Raw genomic sequence first — 24,862 nt, 5'->3', positions numbered from 1 at the left:
TGCCAGCGTCTCTCCCATCCACGGAATCCCCGTCACAGGCACGGACATAAGCCAACGCGATCGTCAGACTGGGCAGTTTCCGGCCACCGGCCGCCGCTCGCCCCGGCCCGCTTGCTCTCCACCCGCGCACACCCACCGCGGCCCCGCCGGAACGCTCCGGCGGGGCCGCGGTCTGCTTCCGACAGCAGCGCCGGCGTCAGCCCGATCGGTGCAGGGTGATCGTGGTCCAGGCACCCACGTGGACCCGGTCACCCGGCTCCAGCGGGTGGGGGCGGTTCGGCCGCAGCGGCTCCGCGCCCTCGTTCACCGTGGTCCCGTTGGTCGAGTCCAGGTCCACCACGGCCCACCCACCGTCCGACGCCACCAGCAGCGCGTGGTGGTGCGAGACGCCCGGGTCCTCCGGCGGACCCACCAGGTCGATCTCCGGGAAGATGCCCCGCGACCGGCTGCGCCGCCCCACCGACACCTGCCGGCCCGACAGCTCGAACCGGCGCGGCGGGCAGAACGGCGGGAACGCCATCGCAGCCGCGTCCGGCCCGCCCACCGCCACCACCCGCTCGAAGTACGCCCGGTCCGCCTCCACCGTCACGTGCCACGACACCGGCTGCGACGGCACCGGCGGCGCCACGACCGGGTTCAACGAGTCCTGCCCGCACTCCTCGCAGAACCGACCCACCCGCACCGCGCCGCACGCCGCGCACGTCTCCTCGACGACCCGCGCCGACGCGGACGGCTCGGGCCCGGACGGCATCGGCGCGCCGCACACGTCGCAGTAGTCGTCGGTCTCCGAGTCGTGGCCGGCCGGGCAGGTCGCCATCCTCCTAGCCCTTCCCGACCCGCTTGGTCACCGTCGACCGGGTGTCCAGCGTCATCTCGTCCGCGTCGGCCACCCGCGCGCGCAGCTTCACCGTCCCCGTCCGCGGATCCTCCACCTCCACCACCCTGGCCAGCAGCTTCGCCGTGTCGCTGTTGCCCGACTCGTGCGCCAGCCGCACCGCGCGGCCCAGCTTCGCCGTCGCCCGATCGACGTCACCGGACTTGCGCGCCTCCAAGCCGTCCTGGATCGCCTCCGCCAGCTCCGCCTGCCCCGTGTAGTGGGCCACCTCGGAGCTGATCCGCGTCGACAACGCCGAGTCCTCGGTCCACACCGCCAACACCCGACCCCGCCCCAGCACGTCACCCGAGGGACCCACCAGGCCCACCCTCGACGCCAGCATCCGGTCGCCCACTCCCGCCGGCCGCACCCGCACCCGCAGGTGGTAGTCGCGGCTCTCCGCGCCACCCCACGCGCCCGTCGGGTACTCGCCCGTCCGCGGCCCCGACTCCACCCGCCGCCCGGTCAGGTCCCGCAACCCCGGCGACACCTCCTTCAGCGACACGACCCGCGCACCCTCCGGTGTCCACAACCGCAGCGACACGTCCGCCACCGCCTTGCCCATCGCCGACGCCGCCATGGACCGGAAGTCGGCGGCCAGCCCCTCCGGGTCGGCCACGATGTCCACCGTCCCCAGCATCGCCTCGGCGATCCGGCGCAGCTCCGCCACCTGCCAGTCCGTGCCCACACCGCGGCAGTCGCACGTGAAGCGGCCCGCCACCGCGTCGAGCACCGCCGTCAACCGGCGCGGCGACTCGTGCTGGTTCTCGCCGTCGGTCAACAGGATCGCGTGCCTCGGTCCGCCCTCGAACCCGGCGAACAACTCGTCGGCCAACGTGAGCCACCGACCCATCGCCGTGCCGCCATCCGCCCGCAACATCCGCACGGCCTGCTTCGCCGCCGCCCGCGTCCGCGCATCCGCCACCACCAGCTTCCGCGCCCGCGGGTACACGGTGCGCGCCGTGTCCGTGCCCGCCACCACCGCGAACCACACCCCGTCGCGCAACGCGTCGATCGCCGCCGCCGTCGCCTGCTTCGCCGCGGCCAGCTTCGACGGCGGGTAGGCCATCGACGCCGACGTGTCCACGATGACCACCTCGGCCGCGTCCGCCGGCACCACCTGCGCCGCGGCGCCCGTCGCGGTCACCGTGACGATCGCGTCGACGTCCGCGGCGCCCTCGGGCAGGTACTCGTTCTGGAACACCTCGACCGCGAACTCAAGCGCCATGCCCACCCCGCAGTTGGACGACGACCACCGTGATGTTGTCGTGCCCGCCGGCCTTCAACGCGACCTCCACCAGCTCCCGCGCCACCTCGACCGGCGGCACCCCGCGCGGCAGCACCTCCAACAGGTCCTCCGGCTCCGGCACGTAGTTCCACAACCCGTCGCTGCACAGCACCAGCAGCCCCGGCGTCTCCACCTTGAACGTCACCGTCTGCGGCGCCTCGACCCCGGAGTCCGCGCCCAACCACCGCGACAGCACGTGCGCCCGCCGGTCGGTCAGCGCCTCCTCCTCGGTCAGCACGCCCTCCGCGACCAGCTGCGCCGCCCACGTGTCGTCCGTGGTCAACCGCGCCGCGCCCGCCTCTGCCACCAGGTAGGCGCGGCTGTCGCCGACCCACCCCACGGTCGCCGAGTCGTCGGTCACCACCGCCGACACGAACGTGCACGACGGCGCCACCTCCGCCGCCTCCGGACGCGCCAACCGGCCCACCGCCTCGTTCGCCGCCACGACCGAGTCCGTCGTCGACGACTCGGCGTCCATCCCCGCCTGCAACCCCGTCAACAGCACGTCCGCCGCCGTGTCCACCGCCGTCTGCGACGCCTGCTCGGCCCGCTCCGACGACGCCACCCCGTCGCACACCACCACCGCGACACCGCGCCCGCGCACCCGCCCGAACGCCATCGAGTCCTCGTTGCGCTGCCGCCGCTTGCCCCGGTCGCTCACCCCGGCCACCCCGGGCAGCACGAACTCCACGCGGTCCCGCGCCGACGGCCGCGCCCGACCGCACTGCTCGCAGAACCCGTCCGCGTCGAACTCCTCACCGCCGCACGCGCACATCGGCGGCCACTGCGACCCCGGACCACCCACCGGTGTCCGCTGCAACCGCAGGTTGCGCCCGCACGCCTCGCAGAAGCGGTCCTGCGACGCCACCGGCGACGAGCACTCGGGACAGGATTCCATGATCACACCAACGTCCTGGGCCGGACCGCGTTCGCGCGGTCGACGAGAGCGATGCGTTCCTCCGGGGTGTCGGCCAGCCGCGCCAACTGCCGGTAGCAGCGCTCCAGGCCCGACCGCAGCCCCGACTCGCTCACCTCGCAGTCCAGCAGCCTCCCGCCGGGCGCCGCGCCGGCGCCCGGCAACGACTCCAACGCCACACCCAACAACTCCACGGTCAACCCGGCCCGCCTCGCCACGTCCAACTCCAACCCCGACAGCCTCGCACCGGCCGCCATCACCTCCGCCAACGCCTCCGCCCCGTCACCCGCCGCGCACTCCCGCGCCGCGCCCAACTGCGCCCGCACCGCCGCCACCTGCGCCGCCACGTGGTGGATCGACGTGTCCGGCACCGAGTGCAGCACCCGCACCGCCGCCTCCCGCTCGCCCCGCGCCACCAGCACCCTGGCCAGCCCGAACGCCGCCGACACGTACGCGTGATCGGTGCGCCACACCACCTCGTACCCGGCCGCCGCCGCGTCGGCGTCGCCGGAGGCCTCCGCGCACACCGCCACCGCCAGCTTCGGCGCCGCCTCACCCGGCAACGCGTCGCGCACCCGCTCGAACGCCGCCCGCGCCCGATCACCCCCGCCGTCCACCAACGCGGCCACACCCCGGTACCAGCCCGGCCGCCAGTCGTCCGGCGCGGGCGTCCACGGGTCGTCCGGGTCGAACGGCGAGGCCAACGCGTCCAACTCGCCGACCGCCTCCCGCACCCGACCCGCCTCGATCAACGCCCGCACCACCTGCAACCGCACCTCCACCGTCTGCACCGGCGCCGCGCGCAACGCCGCCACCACCTGGTCCGGGTCACCCGTCGTCGCCGCCGTCGCCAGGAACCCCGCCGCCGCGTCGGAGGTGTCCACCTGCGGCACCGGCAGGCCCGTCGCCGCCGCCCGCACGTCCAGCCCGCCCTCCGTGCCGAACGCCCGCCGCTCCGGCGTGAACTGCCGCGACACACCCGGCCGCGGTGTGCCGTCCTGCTGCGCCAACACCTCCCGCAGCACCCCGGTCAACTGCTCGGCCATCTCCTCCGCCGACCCGAACCGCTGCTCCGGATCACGGTGCGCGGCCCGCAGCAGGAACCGGTGGAACGAGTCGTGCCGGCGCAGCAACGGCTGCTCCTCCGGCGACGGCAACGACTCCTTGTAGCGGCCGCGGAAGTCGAACTGGAAGCTCATCACCGCCAACGCCCGACCCACCGTGTACAGGTCGGAGGCCACCGACGGGCCGTCCGTGCCGATCTCCGGCGCCTGGTAGCCGATCGTGCCGTAGATGGGGGAGTGCCGGTCGTCGATGCGCCGCACCGCGCCCAGGTCGATCAGCTTCAACTGCTCCTCGGTCTGGATCACGTTGTCCGGCTTGAAATCGCAGTACAGCAGGCCGACGTCGTGCAGGTAGCCCAACGCGGGCAGCACCTCGAGCGCGTAGGCGATCGCCTGCGCCACCGGCAGCGACTCGGTGCCCGTGCCGTCCGCCCGCAACTGCTTGATCATGTCCTTGACCGACGTGCCGCCCACGTACTCCATCACGATGTAGTCCACGAGCTCGCCACTGGCCCGATCGGCGTGCCGCACGAAGTTGTGGATCTTGACGATGGTGGGGTGCTCCACCTCGGCCAGGAACCGGCGCTCCGCCATCGCCGCCGCCATCGCGTCCGCGTCACCGGAGTCCAACAGGCCCTTCAACACCACCCACCGGTCGCTGACCGCGTGGTCGGCGGCCAGGTAGATCCAGCCGAGACCCCCGTGCGCCAGGCAACCCAGCACCTCGTACTGGTCGTGCAGCACCTCGCCGGGCACCAGCTTCGGCGTGAACGAGTAGTGGTGACCGCAGTGCGCGCAGAACCCCTCCACCCGACCGGGCCTGCCGTCCCGACCGCGCCCGACCTCCTTGCCGCAGCTGGAGCAGAACCGCTTCGCCTCCGGCACCTCCGGATCGGTCAGCACGGCGGTCTTCGGATCCCGGTAGGGCACCCGGGGCACCTCGACCAACCCCGCCCCCAACCGCCCGCGCCCGGACGACCGGGTGGACGCCGAGGCCCGCCGCGCCCGCGCCGCCGACGCACCCGCGATCGACCACGGTGCCGTGCCCGGCCCCGTCGAGGGACCGGTCGCGCGGTACGCGCCCGTCGCGGGCCCGCTGTCAGTCCCGCTGTCGGTACCGGGCGCTGGGTATGCGCCGGTCGCGGGCCCGCTGTCGGTACCGAGTGCGGGGTACGCGCCGGTGGCCGCTCCGATGTCGGAACCAGGCCTGGGGTAAGCGCCCGTGGCCTGCCCACTGTCGGAACCGATGTCGGAACCGCTGGGCGCCTCAGGTCCGGGGTATGCGCCGGTGGCAGGCCCGCTGTCGGCTCCACCGACGACTCCCGACCCACCGCCCGCCGCACCGACCTGGGCCCTACCGCCGGCTCCCGCCCCACCACGCCGACCGCCCGCCGCACCGCTACCCGCCGCACCGCCTCCCGGGCCGGCGGGCCTGCCACCCACCGCACCGGCCCCTTGCCCGCCCGCACCCGCACCGATGCCTGCCTCACCACCCGCGTCACCGGCCGCAGGACCGCGTCCCGGCGCGGCGGCTGTCGCGGTGGACGCCAGGACCGGGGCCTCCAGGCCGCACACGTCGCAGAAACCGTCGTCGTCGATCGCCCCGCCGCAGCCGGCACGTGGACACGTCCTCATCGGGCCTCCGTCCTGGCCAGCACCGCCCGCTGGTACCGCAGCACCGCCACCGTCCCCGCGTTCAAGTCGCACGGCGCGCCGAACAGCACGCCCCGAGCCCGCCGGTGCAGCGCCAGCAGCTCCGCGTCCTCGGCGAACCCACGCCCGGCCGCCTTCGCCCGGTAGGCGTCCAACCGGCCGCGCAGCTCCGCACGCCGGTCCAGCGACCCGGTCAGGTGCGCCTCCACCTCCCGGACCCGCGTCACCGCCGCGCCCACCGCCGCCTCCACGGCCGCCACGTCCGATTCCGCCACGTCCGGGAAACGTCCCCGCAGCCCGTCGAGTGCCCCGGCCACATCCTCGGCAGGCACCGGCGGGTGGATGCCGGCGATCTTCGCCACGACCTCCACCCGCACCTCCGCCGCCCGCGCCCGCACCGACTCCACCTCGGCGACCAGCCGCGCCAGGGCCGCCACCCGCGACGAGAACGTCCGGTGCAGCGCGCTCACCTCGGCCACCCGCGCGACCAGATCCGCCACCGCGGGATCGGGGGTCAACGGGTCGGCCGCCGCACGGGCCCGCGCCCGCGCCACCTCCGCGCGCAGCCCGTCCGCCGCCGGCGAGTCGATCCCCGCCACCTGCCCGGCCAACGGCTCCAGCACCGCCAGCCGCCGCCCCCACGCCTCGTGCGCCTCCGTCAGCACCGCCGTGACCTGCGCGTACTCCGACTTCATCCGCTCCACCAGCGCGCGCAACGTCACCCGCCGCGCCACCGGCCCCGTCAACGTCCGCACCGACGCCTCCGGCAGCGCGATCGCAGGCTCGCGCAGCAACCGGGCCAACTCCGCCGGGTCGCGCGCGTCCGACGCCTGCCGCAGCAACGCCCGGTAGGCGTCGAACCACTCCCACAGCCGCACCATCCCGGCGTTCGCCGCCTCCCACCGCCGCGCCGACCCGCCCGTCAGCACGGCGCCGCGCAGCAACCGGTGGCCCGGGTGGTCCTCCATCGCCAGCAACGACTCGGCCACCCGGTCGCTCTCCCGCCGGAACGCCGCCAGCTCCTCGCCCAGGGCGTCCATGTCAGTCCCGGTACACCGCGACGGGCGGAACCGGGGGATCGCCGAGCCACCGCTCGTGGATCCGCGCCCACGTGCCGTCCGCCCGCAGCCGCTCCAGCAGCGCGTTCACGAACCGCACGAAGTCCTCGTCGGCCTTCGGGAACGCCATCCCGTACGGCTCGGCGGCGAACTGGGGGCCCACCACCTTCGTGTAGGGGTCCTGCGCGGCGAACCCGGCCAGGATCGTGTCGTCGGTGGAGATCGCGTCCACTTGGCCCTGCTGCAGCATCACCAGGCAGTCCGTCCAGTGCGTCACCGACACCGGCACGGGCCGCGACGCGGCGGCGGCCACGTTGGCCAGCGAGCTCGACCCCTTCGTCGCGCACACCCGCTTGCCACCGAGCGACTCGATGCCCGTGGCGTCGGAGTTCGACGGCACCAGCACCCGCTGCCCCGCCTGCAGGTACACCGTCGAGAAGTTCACCTTCTGCCAACGCTCGCAGGTCGTCGTCATGGTCCGCACCACGATGTCGACCTCGTGGCGCTCCAACGTCGGTATCCGCTGCTCGGAGGTCAGCACCTTGAACTGGATCGCGCCCGGGTCGCCGAAGACCGCCCGCGCGACCTCGCGCGCCAGGTCGACGTCGAAGCCCTCCAGCTCGCCGGAGAACGGGTTGCGGAACCCCATCAGGTAGGTGTTCTGGTCCGCGCCGACGACGAGCCGGCCGCGCGCCTGGATGTCCGCCATGGTCGACCCGGCCGGCATCTGCCCCGGCGGCGGCAGCGGCCCGGTCGGGCGCAGGCTCGCCGTCGGGTCGCACGACGCCGGCGGCACGTCGGCCGTGCCGGGCGGCTCGGTCAGCTCCACCGCGTCCGCCGGGCGTGGCGGCATCGGCGACCCGCCGCCGATCGGCGGCGCGCCACTGGGCACCGGCGCGCACGACGCCGCCAGCACCACCACGAGCACCGCGAGCAGCCGTTTCATCGGTACTCCTTCAGCCGCTGCCACAACCCGGACACCGAGGCCGCCGCCGCCAACAACGCCAGCACCACCACCGCGGGCACCACGCCGCCCAACGCGGCCCGCGCCCGTCCGATCGCGTCGGTCAGCTCCGCCCGCGCCGCGCCGATCGCCTCCACCAGGTCCGAGTCCAACGCGTCGAACGCCGTGGCCGCGCCCTGCCCGTCCCGACCCAGCGCCAGCGCCACCGCCGCCGTGTAGTCGCCGTCGTCATCGGCCCGGCGGACCTCGTGGTGCGCCTCCCGCCACCGCGCGTGGTGCTCCACCGCCTCGACCACCGGCGGCGTCCCGTTCATCACCCGCACCCGGCCCAGCAGGTCGTCCAGCACCTTGTCGGCCTCGACGTACTCCGCCTCGTAGGTCGTGCCGCTGCCGCGCGCCACCAGCGTCAACGTCTCGTCGCCGCGCGCGGTCAGCGTCGCGATCCGGGCCCGCGCGAGCAGGTCGACCAGGGTGGCCTCGTTCTTGCTCGCCGAGGCGTTGTAGACCACCAGCAGGCTCGCCGCCAGCACCCACAGCAGCGAGACCGCGGTCAACACCGTCGCCACCACCAGCCCCGGGTTGAGCACCCGGTTCGTCCGGCGGGTCAGGTACCGCTGCACGAGCACCAGCACCACCAGCACGAGCGCGCCCAGCAGGAGCTCCGGCCACGGCAGCGACCCGGCGTCCTCCAGGTCGCGCACCACCTTGCCGGTCTCCACCCCGTACAGCTCACGCGCCGCGGGCAGCAGCCGCGTCTGCATCAGCGCCGAGGCCTCGCGCAGGTACGCCGCGCCCACCGGGTTGCCCTGCCGGTTGTGCGCGCGGGCCGTCTCGACCAGGCCCGTGTACACCGGCAACTGGCCCGACAACGTCGACAGCGCCTCGGTGAGCTCGGGGGAGCGGGTGATCTCGCTGGTCGCCGCCGACAACGCCGCGGCGGCCTTCGCCACGTCCGCCTCGTACCGGCCGCGCAGCGTGGTCGACTCCACCCCGCCGGACAGGAACGCGCTCGACGCCGTGGCGTCCGCGTCCGCCATCGCCCGGTAGACCTCCTGGGCGGCGAACGCCAGCGGCTCGCTGCGGTCGGCCAACGCCTCCAGCGCGTCCGACCGGCGCTGCACCGACGTCGCGGTCAACGCCCCGACCAGCAGGCTCACCACCACGAGCAGCAGGGCCAGCATGCTCAACCTGCCCGGCGTGCTGCGCGCAAGACCCGTCACCCGGCGCAGGGCGCCGCGGTTGCGCTGAGCCTCGACCAGCACGACCGCCCCCTTCCCGAGGTGATCGGCGCCACTCGCCGCTCAGACAGCGTAGATCGAAATTCCACCAATCGGGACGCGAACGGACTCAACCGGTCGGCACGCGCCCACCGGTTCGAGCTCATCGGGTGACGCGATCACCCCTGCCGGAGCCGGGCGCGCACCTCCATGAGGGCCTCGCCGAGCAGGTTCAGCCCCAGCCAGGACGCGGGGTCGGCCGCCCGCTCGTCGTCGGCGGCCAGGCCGATGCCCCACACCCGGTCCAGCGGGCTCGCCTCCACCAGCACCCGGTCGCCGGTGGCCAGCAGGAACTCGCGCAGGTCGTCGTGCGCGCCGAACTTCGCCAGGTTGCCCCGCACCACGATGTCGAGCCGGTGCGCCACCCACCGGTCCTCGGCGAACCCGCGCACCCGGCGGCCCAGCGCCTTCGCCTCGCCGGGAGTGCGCGCCGCGAGCACCCGGTCGGCGGTGTCCTCGTCGCCGAACAGCAGCGCCTTGCCGCGCATCATGAAGTGCTCGGCGGTCCGGTAGGAGTGCCCGTCGACCGTGAACGGCGCCTCCCACCACTGGCTCAGGCACTGCTTGCCGACCGGCGCGCCCGGCCGCGCCTCGTGCCCCCAGAAGAACAGGTACTCGGTCACGGCGCAGACGGTGCCACAGTCTCCTCCGACGACGGCATGATTTCCGGCGGCGGGCGCGGGGACTAGCGCGGCGGCAGGGGGAGGGGCAGCGCGGGCAGCCCGTCCATGCTGACCGCGTTGAAGTCCTTGCCCTCGCAGTACGCGGCGAACTCCTCGTCCGTCTTGCGGCCGAAGTACTCCTCGTGCAGCGTCCGCTCGCCCCGGTAGTCCATGAACGGCACGGCGAAGCCGCACGTGTCGCTGATCAGCTTCGCGGTCACCACGACAACCGCGCGCAACGCCGGCCCGTCCGCGTCACCGAACCCCGCCACCAGCTCCGCGAACCTCGGGTCGTCCCGGAACACCGGCTCACCCGTGCCGTGCACGCGCACGATGTTCGGCGGGCCGTCGAACGCGCACCACATGAGCGTGATCCTGCCGTTCTCCCGCAGGTGGGCGATGGTCTCGGCGTGGCTGCCGCCGAAGTCCAGGTACGCCACCCGCTGCTCGTCGAGCACCCGCCACGTGCCGCGGCGGCCCTTCGGCGACAGGTTCACGTGCCCGTCGGCGGCCAGCGGCGCGGTGGCGGTGAAGAACACCGGCTGCGCCTCGATGAACTCGCGCAGGCGTCCTTCGATCCGTTCATAGGTCTTCCCCATGGCCGCCAGTATCGCCGACGACCCGGTAGCGCCGGACGTCGCTGTGCTTCAGGCCGGCGAACGAGTGCACCCGTCGCCACGGCTCCGACACACCGACCGACCCGTTGCCGCGGGCCATCGCCTCCTCGTGCGCCCGCGCCGAGGTCCACTCCGCGTAGTTCAGCACCCGCAGCCCGTCCAGGCTCACGTGGAAGTGCGCCGAGATCCCGCCCGGGTGCAGGTCCTCCTCGGCGGCCAACGCCGTGAACACCAGGTCGACCCACTCCTCGGCGACCCGGGGCCGGTCGAACTCCACCGACACCAGCACCACGCACCCGACCGTCCGGTCGTCCGCGGCCTCACGACCGGACCGATAGCGCCGGTAGGCGACCGCGTCGCCCGCCTCCACCGCGTCCGACCACTGCGAATAGGTCACCACACCGCCACCGTCCACCTGCTCCAGCCACCGCGCGTCCAGCAAACCGTCCGGCCGGGGCTCGAACGGCACGCGGCCGCGGTGGACGAGCACGAGTTCGGCATCAGGTCGAGTCAGCTCCATGCCGGCGACGCTAGGCGCGGCGCGCCGACGCCCGAATCAGTCGGATGACCGGGAACGTTGTTGCACATATGAGGCGACAACGCCCAGACTCCCGCCATGACCTCCGAGATCCGGCGTTCCCTGGTCCAGCACTCCCGGCTCCGCCGGGACCCGCACGCGGTGCTGCGCCGCATGCTCGACCGCGTCGAACCCGGCCTCACCCCGGACGAGCCGACCACGCGGTTGGAACAGCGGATCGCCGACCTGCTCGGCAAACCCGCCGCCCTGTTCTTCCCCACCGGCACCATGGCGCAGCAGACCGCGCTGCGCGTGCACTTCGAACGCACCGGCCGCCGCACGTTCGCCGCCCACCCCCAGAGCCACCTCGCGGTCTGGGAGGAACAGGCTCACAGCGCGGTGCACGGCCTGCGCCACAAAGCCGTCGGCGACCGCGAGGGCCTGATCACCCTGGACGACCTCGCCGAGGTCCGCGAACCGCTCGCCGCCCTGCTCCTCGAACTGCCCCAACGCGACCTCGGCGGCCTCCTGCCCACCTGGGACGACCTGGTCGCGCAGACGAAGTGGGCACGTGACCGCGGCGCCGCGGCGCACATGGACGGCGCCCGGCTGTGGGAGGCGCAGACCTACTACGACCGGCCGTTCGCCGAGATCGCCGACCTGTTCGACACCGTCTACGTGTCCCTCTACAAGGGCCTCGAAGGCGTGCGCGGCGCGGTGCTGGCGGGCGACCGGGAGACCGTCGACGCCGCGTCGGTGTGGCGGCGCAGGCTCGGCGGCGCGACACCGGACTCGTGGCCGGCCGCCGTGACCGCCCTGATGGGCCTGGACGAGGTGCTGCCCAGGATGGCCGAGTTCCGCGACCACGCGGTGGCCGTCGCCGCCGCGATCAACGCCGACGGGTACGCGACCACCCGCCCGCTGGTGCCGCAGACGCCGATGTTCCACGTCCACCTCCCCGCGCCGAAGGACGCCGTCGCCGCCGCGGCCGAGCGGATCCTCGCCGAGACCGGCGTCGAGCTGCCGCGGCGGCCCAGGTCCTCGCCCGACCCGACGCGGTGCAGCATCGAGCTGACCGTCGGCGTCGTGTCGCTCGACTTCACCCCGCGGGAGGTGGCGGAGCTGATCCGGCGACTGCGCTGAGCCGACGGCGCAGCAAATCGCGCTCGGCGTCGTTGCCCGCCAGCTCCAACGCCCGCCGGTACGCCCGCGCCGCCTCCGGATCCCGGCCGAGGCGGCGCAGCAGGTCGGCGCGCACGGCGTGGAACAGGTGGTACCCCGCCATCGACGGGCGACCCGTCGCGCCACCCGTCGTCGCCAGGCCGTCGACCAGCGCCAACGCCGCCGCCGGCCCGTCGACCTCGGCCACCGCGACGGCCCGGTTCAACGCCACCACGGGGCTCGGCGTCAACGCCAGCAGGTGGTCGTAGAGCAGCACGACCTGCCGCCAGTCCGTCGGCGGCGGGTCGCTGTGCACCGCGTTGATCGCCGCCTGCACCTGGTAGGGGCCGGGCCGGTTGCGGCGCAGGCACCGCCGCACCAGCTCCCGCCCCTCGGCCACCATCGCCCGGTCCCAGCGCGAGCGGTCCTGGTCGGCCAACCGCACCAGGCCGCCGTCCGGGCCGGTGCGCGCCGGGCTCCGACCGTGCACCAGCAGCATCAACGCCAGCAGCCCGACGACCTCCGGCTCGTCGGGCATCAATTCCGCCAGCACCCGCCCGAGCCGCACCGCCTCCGCGCACAGGTCCCCGCGCACCAGCTCGCCGCCCGAAGTGGCCGAGTACCCCTCGTTGAACACCAGGTACACCACCGCCAGCACGGCACGCAGCCGGTCGGGCAGCTCCGCCTCGCCCGGCACCCGGTACGGGATCCGCGCGTCCCGGATCTTCGCCTTCGCGCGCACCAGCCGCTGCGCCATCGTCGCCTCCGGCACCAGGAACGCCCGCGCGATCTCCGCCGTGGACAGCCCGCCGAGCAGCCGCAACGTCAACGCCACCCGGGCCGCCTGGTTCAACGCCGGGTGACAGCACGTGAAGATCAACCGCAGCCGGTCGTCACCCACCGCGTCCACCTCCACGCGCTCGTCCCGGGCGTGCAGCAACGCGGCCTGGGCCTGCCGGGAGTCCCGGGTGGACTCCCGGCGCAGCCGGTCGATCGCCCGGTTGCGGGCGGTGGTGATGATCCAGCCCGCCGGGCTCGGCGGCACACCGGTCTCCGGCCACCGCCGCACGGCCTCGGCGAACGCGTCCTGGACCGCCTCCTCGGCGACGTCGATGTCACCGAAGACGCGGACCAGGACCGCCACCGACCGGCCGTACTCCGCCCGGAAGACCCGTTCGACCGCCGTCACGTCAGCCGACGAAGTCCTGGAACGGCCGCACCTCGACCGGCAGCGTGCACGCCACGCTCATCCGCCGACCCCACTCCAGCGCCGCGTCCAGGTCCGGGACGTCGATGATGTTGAACCCGCCGATGTGCTCCTTGCTCTCGGTGAACGGCCCGTCGGTCACGACCAGCTCGCCGTTCGCGTCCGGCCGCAGCGTGGTCGCCGTCTCCGGGGCGTGCAGGCCGCCCGCGAACACCCACACACCGGCCTGCCGCATGTCGGCGTCCACCGCCTGGACGTCCTTCATGATCCGCTCCAGGGCCTCGGGCTCGGGGATGTCGTAGCCGGCCGGCTCGATCACGCTGATCAGGTACTGGGTCATCTCGTGCTCCTCAGGTCGGGGTGTCTCCGCACCCCCTACACGAACGGCGGAGCACCACATCGACACGACGCGGGGGACATTCTCGGGACGAATCGTCAGGGCAGCACGACGAGCTTGCCGACCCGGCGGCCGTGCTCCAGGTCGTCGTGCGCCTGCCGGATCTCCTCCAACCGGTAGACCGTGGTCGGGCCGAGCGACACCTCACCGCCCGCGACCTGGTCGAGGAACCGTTGCAGCACCTCCGCGGGCAGGTCGGAGCTCTCGCCGCCGTACGCGGTCAGCCGCACGCCCTTGGGCAGGTACCCGATCGGGTAGAAGTCGGGCACGACCCACTCGTTCGACAGCATCCCGGTGAAGCACACCGTGCCGTGCACCCTCGTCGCCGCCAGCGTGTCCGGCAACGTCGGCGTGCCGACCAGCTCCAACGCCGCGTCCACCCCGTCGGGGAACAGCTCGCGCACGCGGCCGGCCACCGCGCCGTCGTCCACCAGCGGGTGCGCCACGCCGTGCTCGCGCAGCACGTCGAGCCGGTCCGCGCGGCGGGTCGTGGCCAGCACCGTCGCGCCGATGTCGTTGGCCAGCGCGGTGGTGGCGAAGCCGAGCGCCGACGTGCCGCCGCGGATCAGCAGCGACTGGCCGGCCCGCAGGTCCAGGCCCGTGGTCAGCGAGCCGTACGCGGTCTGCAACGTCTCCGGCACCGCGCCCAGCACCTCCCATGGCAGGTCCGAGGCGAACGGGATCAGCAGCTCGCGCGGCACGACGGTGTACTCGGCGTACCCGCCGTCGAACACCCGGCCCATGCCGCCCATCATCGCCGCCACCCGTTGCCCGGTCGGCAGGTCGCAGTCGCTGTCCACCACGCCCACCGCCTCGATGCCCGGCACGCGCGGGAACGTCACGCCCTCCGCCAGGCCCAACCGGGTGTGCAGCTCCGACCGGTTCAGGCCGAACGCGCCCACCTTCACCCGCACCCACCCCGGCGGCGGCTGCGGCACCGGCAGCTCCGCCACGGCCAGGTTCTCCACCGGACCGGGCCCGCTCAGCACGACCGCGCGCATCGACCCGGTCATCCCTGGTGCTCCAGGACCACGTTCAGCACGCGGACCAACTCCTCGCGCTCGGCCGCGGACAACGGCGCCAGCAGCGTCTCCTGAGCCTGCCCCACCACGCGGTCCAGGTGACGCAGGTGTGCCACCCCCGACGGGGTGATGGTCACGATGTTGCGCCGCTTGTCGTCCGGGTCCGGGTGGCGCTCCACGGCGCCCTTCTCGGCCAACTCGTTCACGGTGGCCACCACGTCGCTGCGGTCCAGCCCGCCCCGCCGCCCGAGCTCCGCCTGGCTGGCCGGGCCGAACTCGTCCAACGCGGCCAGCAGCGAGTAGTGGTAGCGCCGCGCGCCGACCGCGCCCAACGCCTCCGACACGAGCCGCGCCGCGTGCGTCGTGGCCTGGCCGAGCAGCCAACTCGTCGCGCCGCGCAGCCGCCGGGGCGCGCCTGAGGTCTCCATGCGACCGCATCCTACCGACTTGTTGGCCCTGCCAACAATGAATGGCCGCAGGCCCGCGCGAGGCAATGGCAAGGAGGAAAACCACTCCTCGCCATTGCCAACTTATAGCGCACCGGGGGTCTTGCGGCAAGACCCGGGTCGTGCCGCACACTCTCCACTCGACGCCGGGACCTGCGAAAACGCGGGGGTTCGGCGGAAAAGCGGAATCGACCGAAATGCGACTCGTGGTCAACCAGGGGGTTTCATGATCGACGTGATCGTCGTCGGCGGCGGACCGACCGGCCTGATGCTGGCCGGCGAACTGCGGCTGCACGACGTGCACGTGCTCGTGCTGGACAAGGCGACCGAGCCGACGACCGTCGTCCGGGCGCTCGGCCTGCACGCCCGCAGCGTCGAGGTGATGGACCAGCGCGGGCTGCTGGAGCGGTTCCTCGCCCTCGGGCAGCGGCACCCGGTCGGCGGGTTCTTCGCCGGCATCCCCAAGCCGCCGCCGCAGGGGCTCGACACCGCACACCCGTACGTCCTCGGCATCCCGCAGCCCACCACCGACCGCCTGCTCGCCGAGCGCGCCACCGAACTGGGCGCCGAGATCCGACGCGGCAGCGAACTGGTCGGGCTGAGCCAGGACGACGACGGCGTGACCGTCGGGCTGGCCGACGGCGCCCGGCTGCGCGCCCGCTACCTCGTCGGCTGCGACGGCGGTCGCAGCACGGTGCGCAAGCTGCTCGGCGTGGACTTCCCCGGCGAGCCGAGCAGGACCGAGACGCTGCTGGGCGAGATGGAGGTGACGGCGCCGCCGGAGACGGTGGCCGCCGTGGTGGCCGAAGTCCGCAAGACGCAGACCCGGTTCGGCCTCATGCCCCTCGGGGACGGGGCGCACCGCGTCATCGTGCCCGCCGAAGGGGTGGCCGAGGACCGCACCGTGCCGCCGACCCTGGAGGAGTTCAAGCGGCAGCTGCTGGCGGTCGCGGGCACCGACTTCGGCGTGCACTCGCCGCGCTGGCTCTCCCGCTTCGGCGACGCCACCCGGCAGGCCGAGCGCTACCGCACCGGCCGGGTCCTGCTGGCCGGCGACGCCGCGCACGTCCACCCGCCGGTCGGCGGGCAGGGGCTCAACCTCGGCGTCCAGGACGCGTTCAACCTGGGCTGGAAGCTGGCCGCCGAGGTCGACGGCTGGGCGCCGGAGGGGCTGCTGGACAGCTACCACTCCGAACGGCACCCGGTGGCCGCCGCCGTGCTGGACAACACGCGCGCGCAGATGCAGCTGATGTCCCTCGAACCGGGTGCGCAGGCGGTGCGCCGGCTGCTGTCGGAGCTGATGGACTTCGACGAGGTGAACCGCCACCTGACCGAGAAGATCACCGCGACCGCGATCCGCTACGACTTCGGCGAGGGGCACGAACTGCTCGGCCGACGTCTGCGCGACGTGCAGCTCAAGCACGGGCGCCTCTACGGGCTGATGCACGGAGGCCGCGGCCTGCTGCTCGACCAGACCGGCCGGCTCTCCGCCGCGGGCTGGGCGGACCGCGTCGACCACGTCGTGGACGTCAGCGAGGAACTCGACGCGCCCGCCGTGCTGCTGCGCCCGGACGGGCACGTCGCGTGGGTCGGCGAAGACCAGGACGACCTGGTCGGCCACCTGCCCACGTGGTTCGGCGCCGCCGCCTGAGCACCCGGGCGTCGGGCAGGCACCCCGCGACGTGGCCTGCCCGACGCCCGGTCAGGCGTGCCCGCCGACCGACACCGTGCCGACGGTCAGCTCCGGCCGTCCCTCCAGGAACTCGCCGACCCACGCCACCTCGCGGTCCAGCTCGGCGGCGTGCGCCCGGGACAGCGGCGCGAACGGCTCCACCGTGACCACGATCCGCCGACCCGACCGCTTCTGGTGCCACACCCCGGCCACCACGCCGTCCACCAGCAGCACCGGGAAGTTCCCCGCCTGCCCGCCCCACAACGCCCGCTCGGCCGCCCGACCAGGGAACACCACCTCGCGCGGGTGGCTGCCCACCACGTACGCGTCGAAGTAGGGGAGCAGCCGCACCCCGGCCGGCGGCTCCTCCGGCCACGACGTGTCGCCGCGCACCACCCACCCGCCGTCCACCTGCTCCAGGTCCGCCCGCTCGAACACCGCGTCCACCCACCGCTTCGGCGCGGCCAGCCACTTCGCGAAGTGCGCCTGCGTCGCCGGCCCATAGGACCTCAGATAGGCGTGCAGCAGGGCGACCGCGCCGTCCGCGGCCGGCGCGAAACCCGGCAGCCACCGCTGCGGGCTCGTGTAGGCGGTCTTGCGGCCCTTGTTCGGCGCGAAGCACATCGCGCCGAGGTTCGACGCCACGCCCATCGCCTCCACCCACCGCGGCCACGGCGTCCCGCCGAACGCCTCCATCACCCGGTCGCCCGCCCACGCGCCGGTGCGCGCGACCACCGCCTCGGTCAACTCGTCACCGGTCAGCTCGTCGTCCCGCAACGCGTCCGCGATCGCCGCCACCACCTCGGCCGTCTGCTGCTCGGTCAGCAACTGCAGCCGTTGCGGCAACTGCGCCAACGCACCCGTCCACATCGGCAGGTCCGCCGCGGGCAGCAGGTGCACCGTGCCGCGCGGCCCGCGAGTCTTCACCACCGTGCGGTCCACCCACAGCGCGTCCCGCACCTGCTGCCGGGTCAGGGTCGTGCGGACCCCGATCGACATCTCCGCCGCCGACATCACCTGGGCGTGCGCGCCGCACATCGCCCGCACCACCGCCGCCGGGTCGGCCGACCGCGCCAGCAACGAGTGCCGGCGCAACCGCCGGCCGATCACCCGGTTCATCGCACCTTCCCGAAGAACGCGCGCACCTCGGCCGCGAACACCCCGGGCACCTCCATCGCCACGAAGTGCCCGCCGGGCCGTTCCCCCGGCCAGTGCACGATGTCGTTGTGCCGGTCGGCCAGCCGCCGGATCGCGGGCGGACCGCTGTAGACGCCCGTCGGCACCAGCTCCTGCCCTTCCGGCCACCCGAACCGCTCGTTGTCGTACATGAACCACGACGAGGACCCCGCCGTGCCGGTCAGCCAGTACAAGGTCGCGTTGACCAGCAGCAGGTCGCGGTCGATGGCCAGCTCCGGGGAGTCCACCGTGATCGTGAACTCCTGGAACTTCTGCATCAGCCACGCCAGCAGCGCCACCGGCGAGTCGTGCCACCCCAGCGCGAAGGTCTGCGGCGCGGCCCGCAGCAGCGCGTGGTGGTCGACGCCCCCGCCGGCCCACTCCTGCATCCGGTGGTAGAACACCCGCTCATCCTCGGTCAGCTCGGGCAGGTCCGCCTCGGTGGGGAACCCCAGACCACCGTTCACGAACACCCCGACCACGTGCTCCGGCGCGGCCTTCGCCACCTCCGGCGCGATGTAGGCGCCGAGGTCACCTCCCTGCACGCCGTACCGCCCGTACCCCAGCCGCGCCATCAGCCCGGCGAACACCCGGCCCGCGCGGGCGACGTCGAACGGCCCGGTCGGCTTCCCGGAGAACCCGAAGCCCGGGATGCTCGGCACCACCACGTGGAAGTCCCGCAGGTGCTCCAGCGCGTCCACGAACTCGACGAACGTGTTCGGCCACCCGTGCACCAGCAGCAGCGGCAGCGCGTCGGCGTCGTCGCTGCGCACGTGCAGGAAGTGCACGTCCAGCCCGTCGACCTCCGCGGTGAACTGCGGGAAGGCGTTCAACCGCGCCTCGTGCGCCCGCCAGTCGAACCCCGTGCGCCAGTGCTCGGCCAGGTCGCGCAGGTAGTCCACCGGCACCCCGCGCTCCCACCCCTCGCCGGGCAGCGGCTCCACCCAGCGGGCGCGGGCGAGGCGGTCGGCGAGGTCGTCCAGGTCGGCCTGCGGGACGGCGATGCGGAACTCTTCGATCTCGGTCACGGCACCGACCCTAGGAGCCGGGTAGGACAGGATCCGTCCTAGATCGACCCTGGGTGCCCGAACTGGGCGATCCGCAGCCCGCCTTCGACCACCACCGTGTCGACCAACCGGAACCCCAGCCCTTCGTACAAGGCGATGGCGGGCGCGTTCGCCGCACCCGTCGACACGATCGCCGGCCCGCCCTCGGCCAGCACCTGCTCCACCAGCCGTCTGGCGAACCCGAGCCGGAAGTGGCTCGGCGCCACGCACAGCCGGTCGATGTCCAGCACGCCGTCGACCTTCGCGTAGCCGACGAACGCCACCAGGTCGTGGTCGACGTACCCGCCGAGCCACCGCAGCGGCAGTCTCCGGATGTCGTCCACCGACTCGTGCAACCCGGGTATCGTCGTGCTCCCGATCAACTCCGCCTCGACCGCGTACGACTGCGCGGCGATCCGGTGCACGGCCTTCGCCGTGTCGTCGTCGGTGAGGTCCAGGGGAACGATCATGCGGTCATCCTTTCCCACGAGGTGATCCGCCCGGTTACCCGGTCCGATCGACCGCGGAACGCCGTGTTCGCCGGTGGGCGTCGACCCCGGGTCTACTCCGAGATTGCGCAAGCTGCGAGTAGACCCCCTCCCGCGTCCCGAACTAGCTTCGTGCGACGAGCCGCCCGGAGGGGAAGAAATGGTCGAGATCGCGCTGCGGATCAACGGATCCGAGCACCGGCTGGACATCCAGCCACACGTGAGCCTGCTCGACGCGCTGCGCGACCACCTCGGGCTGACCGGCACGAAGAAGGGCTGCGACCAGGGCGCGTGCGGCGCGTGCACGGTGCTGTCCGACGGCGAGCGGATCAATTCGTGCCTGGCGCTCGCGGTCCAGTACGCCGGCCGGGAGATCACCACCATCGAAGGCGTCGACCACCCGTTGCAGCGGGCGTTCGTGCGGGCCGACGGGCTCCAGTGCGGCTACTGCACGCCCGGCCAGATCTGCTCGGCGATCGGGATGCTCGACGAGCACAAGAACGGCATGCCCAGCGCGGTCACCGACGAGCTGCCCGGCGCGGAGCTGTCCGACGAGGAGGTCCGGGAGCGGATGAGCGGCAACCTGTGCCGGTGCGGCGCCTACAACGGCATCGTCTCGGCGATCCGCGAGGTCGCGGAATGAAGTCGTTCTCCTACGTCGCCGCGCCGGACACGGCCACCGCGCTGCGGGCGATCGCGGACGGGGACCGCGTGAAGTTCCTCGCCGGCGGGACGAACCTGGTCGACCTCATGCGCGAGCGGATCGAGCAGCCCGACACCGTGGTGGACATCAGCAGGCTGCCGATGGCCGGTGTCGAGGAACTGCCCGACGGCGGGCTGCGCATCGGCGCGCTCACGACCAACAGCGGCGTCGCCGCCGATCCGCTGGTGTGGACCCGCTACCCCGTGCTGGCGCAGGCGATCCTCAACGGCGCGTCCCCGCAGTTGCGGAACATGGCCACCGTCGGCGGGAACCTGCTGCAACGCACCCGTTGCCTGTACTTCTACGACGAGGCCGCCAGGTGCAACAAGCGCGCACCCGGCAGCGGCTGCGACGCGATCGGCGGGTTCTCCCGGGGCAGCGCCGTGCTCGGCGTGAGCGACCACTGCATCGCGACCCACCCCTCCGACATGGCCGTCGCGCTGGTGCTGCTCGACGCGACCGTCGAGGTGGAGAGCACGCGCGGCGTCCGGCGCATCCCGATCGCCGAGTTCCACCGGGTGCCCGGCGACGCGCCGCACGTCGAGACGGCGCTGGCCGCGGACGAGCTGATCACGGCCGTCGAACTGCCACCCGCGCCCGTCGCCGCGAACTCGCGCTACCGGAAGGTGCGCGACCGGGCGGCCTTCGCGTTCGCCCTCGTCTCGGTCGCCGCGGCGTTGCGCGTCGACGACGGCGTGGTCACCGAGGTCCGGCTCGCGCTGGGCGGCGTGGGCACGAAACCGTGGCGGGCCACGGAGGCCGAACGGGCGCTCCTCGGCAGGCCGGCGACCGACGAGTCGTTCCGCCTGGCCGCCGACGCGGAGCTGGGTTCGGCCACCGCCACCGAGCAGAACGCCTTCAAGGTCGAACTCGCGCGGCGCACGATCGTGACGACGCTGCGGCGACTGCTCACCGGTGGGAGCGCGGCATGACCGTCATCGGACAACCGCTCGACCGCGTCGACGGCGACGTCAAGACGACGGGCACGGCCCGGTTCGCCGCCGAGCACACCCACCCCGGCCTCACGCACGCGGCGCTCGTGCACGCGACGATCGCCCGCGGCCGGATCACCGCCCTGGACACCGCCGCGGCGGGCGCGGTGCCGGGCGTGGTGGCCGTGCTCACCCACCGCAACGCGCCGCCGCTGCAACCGCCGCCCGAGCTCAACCCCCTCGACTTCAACACGCTCTTCACCGGCACCTTCGTCCGGTACCTGGGAAGCGACGAGGTGCACTGGGACGGCGAGCCGATCGCGGTCGTCGTCGCGGAGACGCTGGCCGCCGCGCAGGAAGCCGCCGCCCTCGTCCGCGCCGAGTACGAGACCGTCGACGCCGCCGTGGACTTCGCGGCGGCGGAGCCGGGCGCGTGGCCGCAACCGAACAGCCCGCTGACGCAGGGCGAGGCGGGCAAGGGCGACGCGGAGGCGGCGCTGGCGGCCGCCCCGGTCGCGGTGGACCGGCGCTACACCACGCCGCAGCACCAGCACAACGCGATCGAACCCCACGCCACGACCGCGGTGTGGGACGGCGACCGGCTGACCGTGCACGACTCGACGCAGTCGATCGACTGGTTCCGCACCCACCTCGCGGTGAGCTTCGGCGTCCCGGTGGAGAACGTGCGGGTGCTCGCGCCGTTCGTCGGCGGCGCGTTCGGCGGCAAGGGCTCGATCTGGGCCGGCACCGTCCTCGCCGCGCTGGCGGCACGCGCGACCGGCCGGCCGGTGCGGCTGGCGCTCACCCGCGAAGGCGTGTACCGCACCGTGGGCGGGCGGACGCCGTCGATCCAGCGGGTCGCCCTCGGCGCGACCCGGGACGGCAGGCTGACCGCGCTGGTGCACACCAGCACCAGCCGCATCGGCCACGTCGGCGGCATCCCCGAGCAGATCACCGAGCAGTCCCGCCACGCCTACGCCGCCGACACCATCCTCACCCGCCAGCTCCTGGTGCAGCTTGACCTGGTGTCGAACGCCTTCATGCGGGCGCCGGGCGCGGCGATCGGCACGTTCGCGCTGGAGTCCGCGATCGACGAGCTCGCCCACGAGCTGGACGTCGACCCGGTCGAGCTGCGGATGCGCAACGAACCGGACGTGAACCCGCTCGACGGCCGGGCGTTCGCCCGCCGGCGGCAACGCGAGGTGTACGCGCGGGGCGCGGCCAGGTTCGGCTGGCACGAGCGGACCCCGCGGCCGGGCTCGATGCGGGACGGGCGGTGGCTGGTCGGCATGGGCGTGGCGTCGGCCTACCACCCGTCCTACCAGTTCCCGGCGGACGTGACCGTGCGGCTGTCGGCCGACGGGACCGTGCTGGTGCGCTGCGGTTTCCAGGAGATGGGCATGGGCGCGGCGACCGCGTTGGCCCAGGTCGCGGCCGACGCGCTCGGCGTGCCGGTCGACGCTGTCCGCGTGGAGTACGGCGACTCGGCGCTGCCGCCGTCCCCCGGCGCGAACGTGTCGATCCAGACCGCGAGCATCGCCGGCGCGGTGCTGGAGGCGGCCGCGGAGATCGAGCGGACGTTGCGGGCCATGGCGGAGCGGACCGGCGGCGACGGCCGCGCCGAGATCATCGCCAAGGCCGGCGTGCCCCACGTCGAGGCCTCCGTCGGACCGGACACCCCGGCCGGCCGCATGACCGGCCCGGAGCGGTTCATGGCGATGATGATGCGCGACTCGCACCTGGTGCGGGCGGCGACGGGCGCGCACTTCTGCGAGGTGCGGGTCGACCCGGACACCTGCGAGGTGCGGGTGTCGCGGTGGGTCGGCGTGTTCGACATCGGCACCGTGGTCAACCCGAAGACGGCGGGCAGCCAGCTGCGCGGCGGGATCGTGATGGGGCTGGGCATGGCCCTGTCCGAGCAGTCGCTCGTCGACCCGCGCACCGGGCGGATCATGAACCCCAGCCTGGCCGAGTACCACGTCCCGGTGCACCCCGACGTGCCGCCGATCGACGTGTCGTTCCTGAACGAACCGGACCCGACCATGCCGTTCGGCATCCGCGGCGCGGGCGAGGTGGGCATCACCGGCGCCGCCGCCGCGGTGGCGAACGCCGTCCACCACGCCACCGGCAAGCGCGTCCGCGACCTGCCGATCACCCTGGACAAGCTGCTGTGAGCGGCGCTCCGGAACAGTCGGACCGCGTCCTCGCCGCGCTGGTCGCCGACGCGCAGCCGACCTCGGCGCAGCCGGCGGGGGACCTGGCCTCGCCGTACCTGCGGCTGCGCCGACTGCACGCCGAGTCGGGCGACGACGGGCCGCTGCTGCTGGCCGACCCCGCTCGACTCCGGACGCTGCTGGAACTGTCCGCGATGGTCGACCCGAGCCTGTTCTTCGCGCTGTTCCTGCACCACTGCATGGCCCTGGGCGCCGCCCTGGACCAGGGCGCGGACCGGGAAGACGTGGCGGCGCTCGCCTCGGGCCGGTGGATCGGTGGCGCGCTGCTGGCCGAGCTCGGCCACGGCAACAGCAACTCCCGCACCCACACCGAGGCGGTCTACGACCCGGCCACCCGAGAGTTCGTGCTGTCCACCCCGGTCGCGGAGGCGGCGAAGTACCCGGCCACCGCCGGCGCGCCCGGCATCGCCCGGCTCGCCGCGGTCAGCGCGAGGCTCGTGGTCGACGGCGCGGACCGGGGGACCGCGCTGTTCCTCGTCGCCCTGCGCGACGAGCACGGCCCGTGCCCGGGCGTCACGATCGAGCCGCGACCACCGACCGCGCTGCTCCCGCTGGACTACGCGACCGTCCGGTTCGACCGGGTCCGGGTGCCGTACCGGCGCTGGCTCGCCGACGGCGCGACCATCGCCGAGGACGGCTCGTTCCACGACCCGCTGGACGGGCCCGAAGCCCGCAGCCGGCGCAGCATGAGCATGGGCCGGTTCGGCTGGGGCGCCATCACGGCCGGGCTGGCCGCCGTGGCCCGCGCCGGCTCCGCGCTCGCGCTGACCCGCGCCCGCCACCGCCGCACGCTCGACCGGCTGGCCGGCAACGTCGCCGCCGTCGACCACCTCAACCAGCAACGCCTGCTGTTCGGCGCCCTGGCCGCCGCCCTGGCGGCGACCGTCATCGCCCGGCGGGACACCGAGCGGTGCTGGACGATCCCACCGGCGGGTGGTCCGCGCACCGGCCTGTCCGCCGCGGCGCAGCGCGAGCTGGGGCTGAACAAGGTCACGGTCAGCGTGCTCGCCGACGCGGCCGTGAACCGGTGCCGGTCGGCGAGCGGCGCCATCGGTTTCTTCTCGGAGAACCGCCTGATCGGCTACCAGGGGCTGACGATGGCCTTCCAGTCCGCCGGCGGCGACAACCGACTGCTCCTGATGGACGCCGCCTGGGCGATGGCCACCGACCCGGACCACGTCCCGCCGCGGAAGCAGGACGCGCCGGACGACTGGGGGAGGCTCCTGCGCGGCCGGGAACGGCTGCTGCACGCCGAGCTCACCGCCGGTCTGCGCGTGGACCGCGTGGACGGCGCCGTCCCCTTCGACACCTGGAACGACCGGACCGAACTGGCGCAGCGGTACGCCGAGGCCCACGCGGCCCGCGGCGCGGCCGAGATCCTGCACGACGAGTGGCACGCCCCGGCGCTGCCGGAGGAGTCCCGGCCGCGGGGGGGCGCCCGGTTAGAGCAGGACTGCGGGGAGCGGGTGGGCGGGCACCCCCGCGGGT

At 73.9% G+C, this 24,862-nt stretch carries 23 protein-coding genes; 6 read left to right on the top strand and 17 right to left on the bottom strand.

Going from position 1 to position 24,862, the window contains the following annotated elements:
• Positions 1-196: 196 nt before the first annotated feature.
• The 10 genes from LNK82_RS29240 to LNK82_RS29195 all read right to left on the bottom strand — a co-directional run bounded on the left by LNK82_RS29240 (position 197) and on the right by LNK82_RS29195 (position 10,893).
• On the bottom strand, positions 197-817 hold the full coding sequence (locus LNK82_RS29240; RefSeq protein ID WP_230570157.1) for an FHA domain-containing protein: 621 nt from the start codon (positions 815-817) through the stop codon (positions 197-199).
• A 4-nt stretch (positions 818-821) separates the two neighbouring features.
• Complete coding sequence (locus tag LNK82_RS29235) at positions 822-2,102, bottom strand: vWA domain-containing protein (RefSeq protein WP_230570156.1); 1,281 nt, start codon at positions 2,100-2,102, stop codon at positions 822-824.
• Positions 2,092-3,060, bottom strand: coding sequence for a PP2C family protein-serine/threonine phosphatase (locus tag LNK82_RS29230; RefSeq protein WP_230570155.1), 969 nt, complete (start codon positions 3,058-3,060; stop codon positions 2,092-2,094). The genes LNK82_RS29235 and LNK82_RS29230 overlap by 11 nt, the downstream gene beginning before the upstream one ends.
• A 2-nt stretch (positions 3,061-3,062) precedes the next feature.
• A complete protein-coding gene (locus tag LNK82_RS29225) occupies positions 3,063-5,072 on the bottom strand; it encodes a serine/threonine-protein kinase (RefSeq protein WP_443706264.1) in 2,010 nt (669 codons plus the stop codon).
• A 701-nt stretch (positions 5,073-5,773) separates the two neighbouring features.
• The gene (locus LNK82_RS29220; RefSeq protein WP_230570153.1) at positions 5,774-6,835 is read right to left on the bottom strand and encodes a hypothetical protein; all 1,062 of its coding nucleotides are present in this window, start codon (positions 6,833-6,835) and stop codon (positions 5,774-5,776) included.
• A gap of 1 nt (position 6,836) precedes the next feature.
• Positions 6,837-7,799, bottom strand: a complete 963-nt coding sequence (locus tag LNK82_RS29215) for a glutamate ABC transporter substrate-binding protein (RefSeq protein WP_230570152.1) — start codon at positions 7,797-7,799, stop codon at positions 6,837-6,839.
• Positions 7,796-9,079 carry a GlnX family signal transduction membrane protein gene (locus LNK82_RS29210; RefSeq protein ID WP_230570151.1) on the bottom strand — a complete coding sequence of 428 codons (1,284 nt, stop codon included), beginning with the start codon at positions 9,077-9,079 and terminating at the stop codon, positions 7,796-7,798. The genes LNK82_RS29215 and LNK82_RS29210 overlap by 4 nt, the downstream gene beginning before the upstream one ends.
• A 134-nt stretch (positions 9,080-9,213) precedes the next feature.
• Entirely contained in the window at positions 9,214-9,717 is a 504-nt protein-coding gene (gene ybiA / locus LNK82_RS29205; protein ID WP_230570150.1) for a riboflavin biosynthesis intermediates N-glycosidase, read from the bottom strand.
• A gap of 62 nt (positions 9,718-9,779) precedes the next feature.
• Positions 9,780-10,355 carry a pyridoxamine 5'-phosphate oxidase family protein gene (locus LNK82_RS29200; RefSeq protein ID WP_230570149.1) on the bottom strand — a complete coding sequence of 192 codons (576 nt, stop codon included), beginning with the start codon at positions 10,353-10,355 and terminating at the stop codon, positions 9,780-9,782.
• Entirely contained in the window at positions 10,339-10,893 is a 555-nt protein-coding gene (locus LNK82_RS29195) for an antibiotic biosynthesis monooxygenase (RefSeq protein ID WP_230570148.1), read from the bottom strand. Before LNK82_RS29195 ends, LNK82_RS29200 begins: the two co-directional genes overlap by 17 nt.
• Before the next feature lie 96 nt (positions 10,894-10,989).
• On the opposite strand from LNK82_RS29195, the gene LNK82_RS29190 reads away from it, so the two are divergent.
• Positions 10,990-12,033 (top strand): threonine aldolase family protein, encoded by a 1,044-nt coding sequence (locus LNK82_RS29190; RefSeq protein WP_230570147.1) that lies wholly within the window; start codon positions 10,990-10,992, stop codon positions 12,031-12,033.
• On the opposite strand, the gene LNK82_RS29185 is transcribed toward LNK82_RS29190, so the two are convergent.
• The 4 genes from LNK82_RS29185 to LNK82_RS29170 all read right to left on the bottom strand — a co-directional run bounded on the left by LNK82_RS29185 (position 11,990) and on the right by LNK82_RS29170 (position 15,105).
• A complete protein-coding gene (locus LNK82_RS29185) occupies positions 11,990-13,240 on the bottom strand; it encodes an RNA polymerase sigma factor (protein WP_230570146.1) in 1,251 nt (416 codons plus the stop codon). The genes LNK82_RS29190 and LNK82_RS29185 overlap by 44 nt on opposite strands.
• Before the next feature lies 1 nt (position 13,241).
• Positions 13,242-13,598 carry a YciI family protein gene (locus LNK82_RS29180; protein WP_230570145.1) on the bottom strand — a complete coding sequence of 119 codons (357 nt, stop codon included), beginning with the start codon at positions 13,596-13,598 and terminating at the stop codon, positions 13,242-13,244.
• A 95-nt stretch (positions 13,599-13,693) separates the two neighbouring features.
• Positions 13,694-14,656: a zinc-binding dehydrogenase gene (locus tag LNK82_RS29175; protein ID WP_230570170.1), complete on the bottom strand. Its 963-nt coding sequence runs from the start codon at positions 14,654-14,656 to the stop codon at positions 13,694-13,696.
• An 8-nt stretch (positions 14,657-14,664) separates the two neighbouring features.
• A complete protein-coding gene (locus tag LNK82_RS29170) occupies positions 14,665-15,105 on the bottom strand; it encodes a MarR family winged helix-turn-helix transcriptional regulator (protein ID WP_230570144.1) in 441 nt (146 codons plus the stop codon).
• A gap of 244 nt (positions 15,106-15,349) precedes the next feature.
• Here LNK82_RS29170 and rox point away from each other — a divergent pair, with 244 nt between their 5' ends.
• A complete protein-coding gene (rox, locus tag LNK82_RS29165) occupies positions 15,350-16,774 on the top strand; it encodes a rifampin monooxygenase (RefSeq protein WP_230570143.1) in 1,425 nt (474 codons plus the stop codon).
• Between the two features lie 51 nt (positions 16,775-16,825).
• On the opposite strand, the gene LNK82_RS29160 is transcribed toward rox, so the two are convergent.
• Genes LNK82_RS29160 through LNK82_RS29150 form a run of 3 tightly spaced genes read right to left on the bottom strand, consistent with a single transcriptional unit; the run spans position 16,826 to position 19,487 of the window.
• On the bottom strand, positions 16,826-17,914 hold the full coding sequence (locus tag LNK82_RS29160; protein WP_230570142.1) for a winged helix DNA-binding domain-containing protein: 1,089 nt from the start codon (positions 17,912-17,914) through the stop codon (positions 16,826-16,828).
• Positions 17,911-18,999, bottom strand: coding sequence for an epoxide hydrolase family protein (locus tag LNK82_RS29155; protein WP_230570141.1), 1,089 nt, complete (start codon positions 18,997-18,999; stop codon positions 17,911-17,913). Before LNK82_RS29155 ends, LNK82_RS29160 begins: the two co-directional genes overlap by 4 nt.
• Positions 19,000-19,037: 38 nt before the next feature.
• A complete protein-coding gene (locus LNK82_RS29150; protein WP_230570140.1) occupies positions 19,038-19,487 on the bottom strand; it encodes a GNAT family N-acetyltransferase in 450 nt (149 codons plus the stop codon).
• Between the two features lie 178 nt (positions 19,488-19,665).
• Between LNK82_RS29150 and LNK82_RS29145 the strand changes: the two genes are divergently transcribed.
• The 4 genes from LNK82_RS29145 to LNK82_RS29130 form a co-directional block, all read left to right on the top strand.
• On the top strand, positions 19,666-20,148 hold the full coding sequence (locus LNK82_RS29145; RefSeq protein ID WP_230570139.1) for a (2Fe-2S)-binding protein: 483 nt from the start codon (positions 19,666-19,668) through the stop codon (positions 20,146-20,148).
• A complete protein-coding gene (locus LNK82_RS29140; protein ID WP_230570138.1) occupies positions 20,145-21,140 on the top strand; it encodes an FAD binding domain-containing protein in 996 nt (331 codons plus the stop codon). The genes LNK82_RS29145 and LNK82_RS29140 overlap by 4 nt, the downstream gene beginning before the upstream one ends.
• Positions 21,137-23,314: a xanthine dehydrogenase family protein molybdopterin-binding subunit gene (locus LNK82_RS29135; protein ID WP_230570137.1), complete on the top strand. Its 2,178-nt coding sequence runs from the start codon at positions 21,137-21,139 to the stop codon at positions 23,312-23,314. The genes LNK82_RS29140 and LNK82_RS29135 overlap by 4 nt, the downstream gene beginning before the upstream one ends.
• A partial coding sequence (locus tag LNK82_RS29130; protein ID WP_504947829.1) for an acyl-CoA dehydrogenase family protein occupies positions 23,311-24,862 on the top strand: 1,552 nt, incomplete at its 3' end. The genes LNK82_RS29135 and LNK82_RS29130, both read left to right, overlap by 4 nt.

This window comes from Saccharothrix luteola, assembly GCF_020859565.1.
GTDB lineage: Bacteria > Actinomycetota > Actinomycetes > Mycobacteriales > Pseudonocardiaceae > Actinosynnema > Actinosynnema luteola.
Note: the sequence above shows the minus strand (reverse complement) of the source record. Positions and strands in the feature narration are given on the sequence as shown.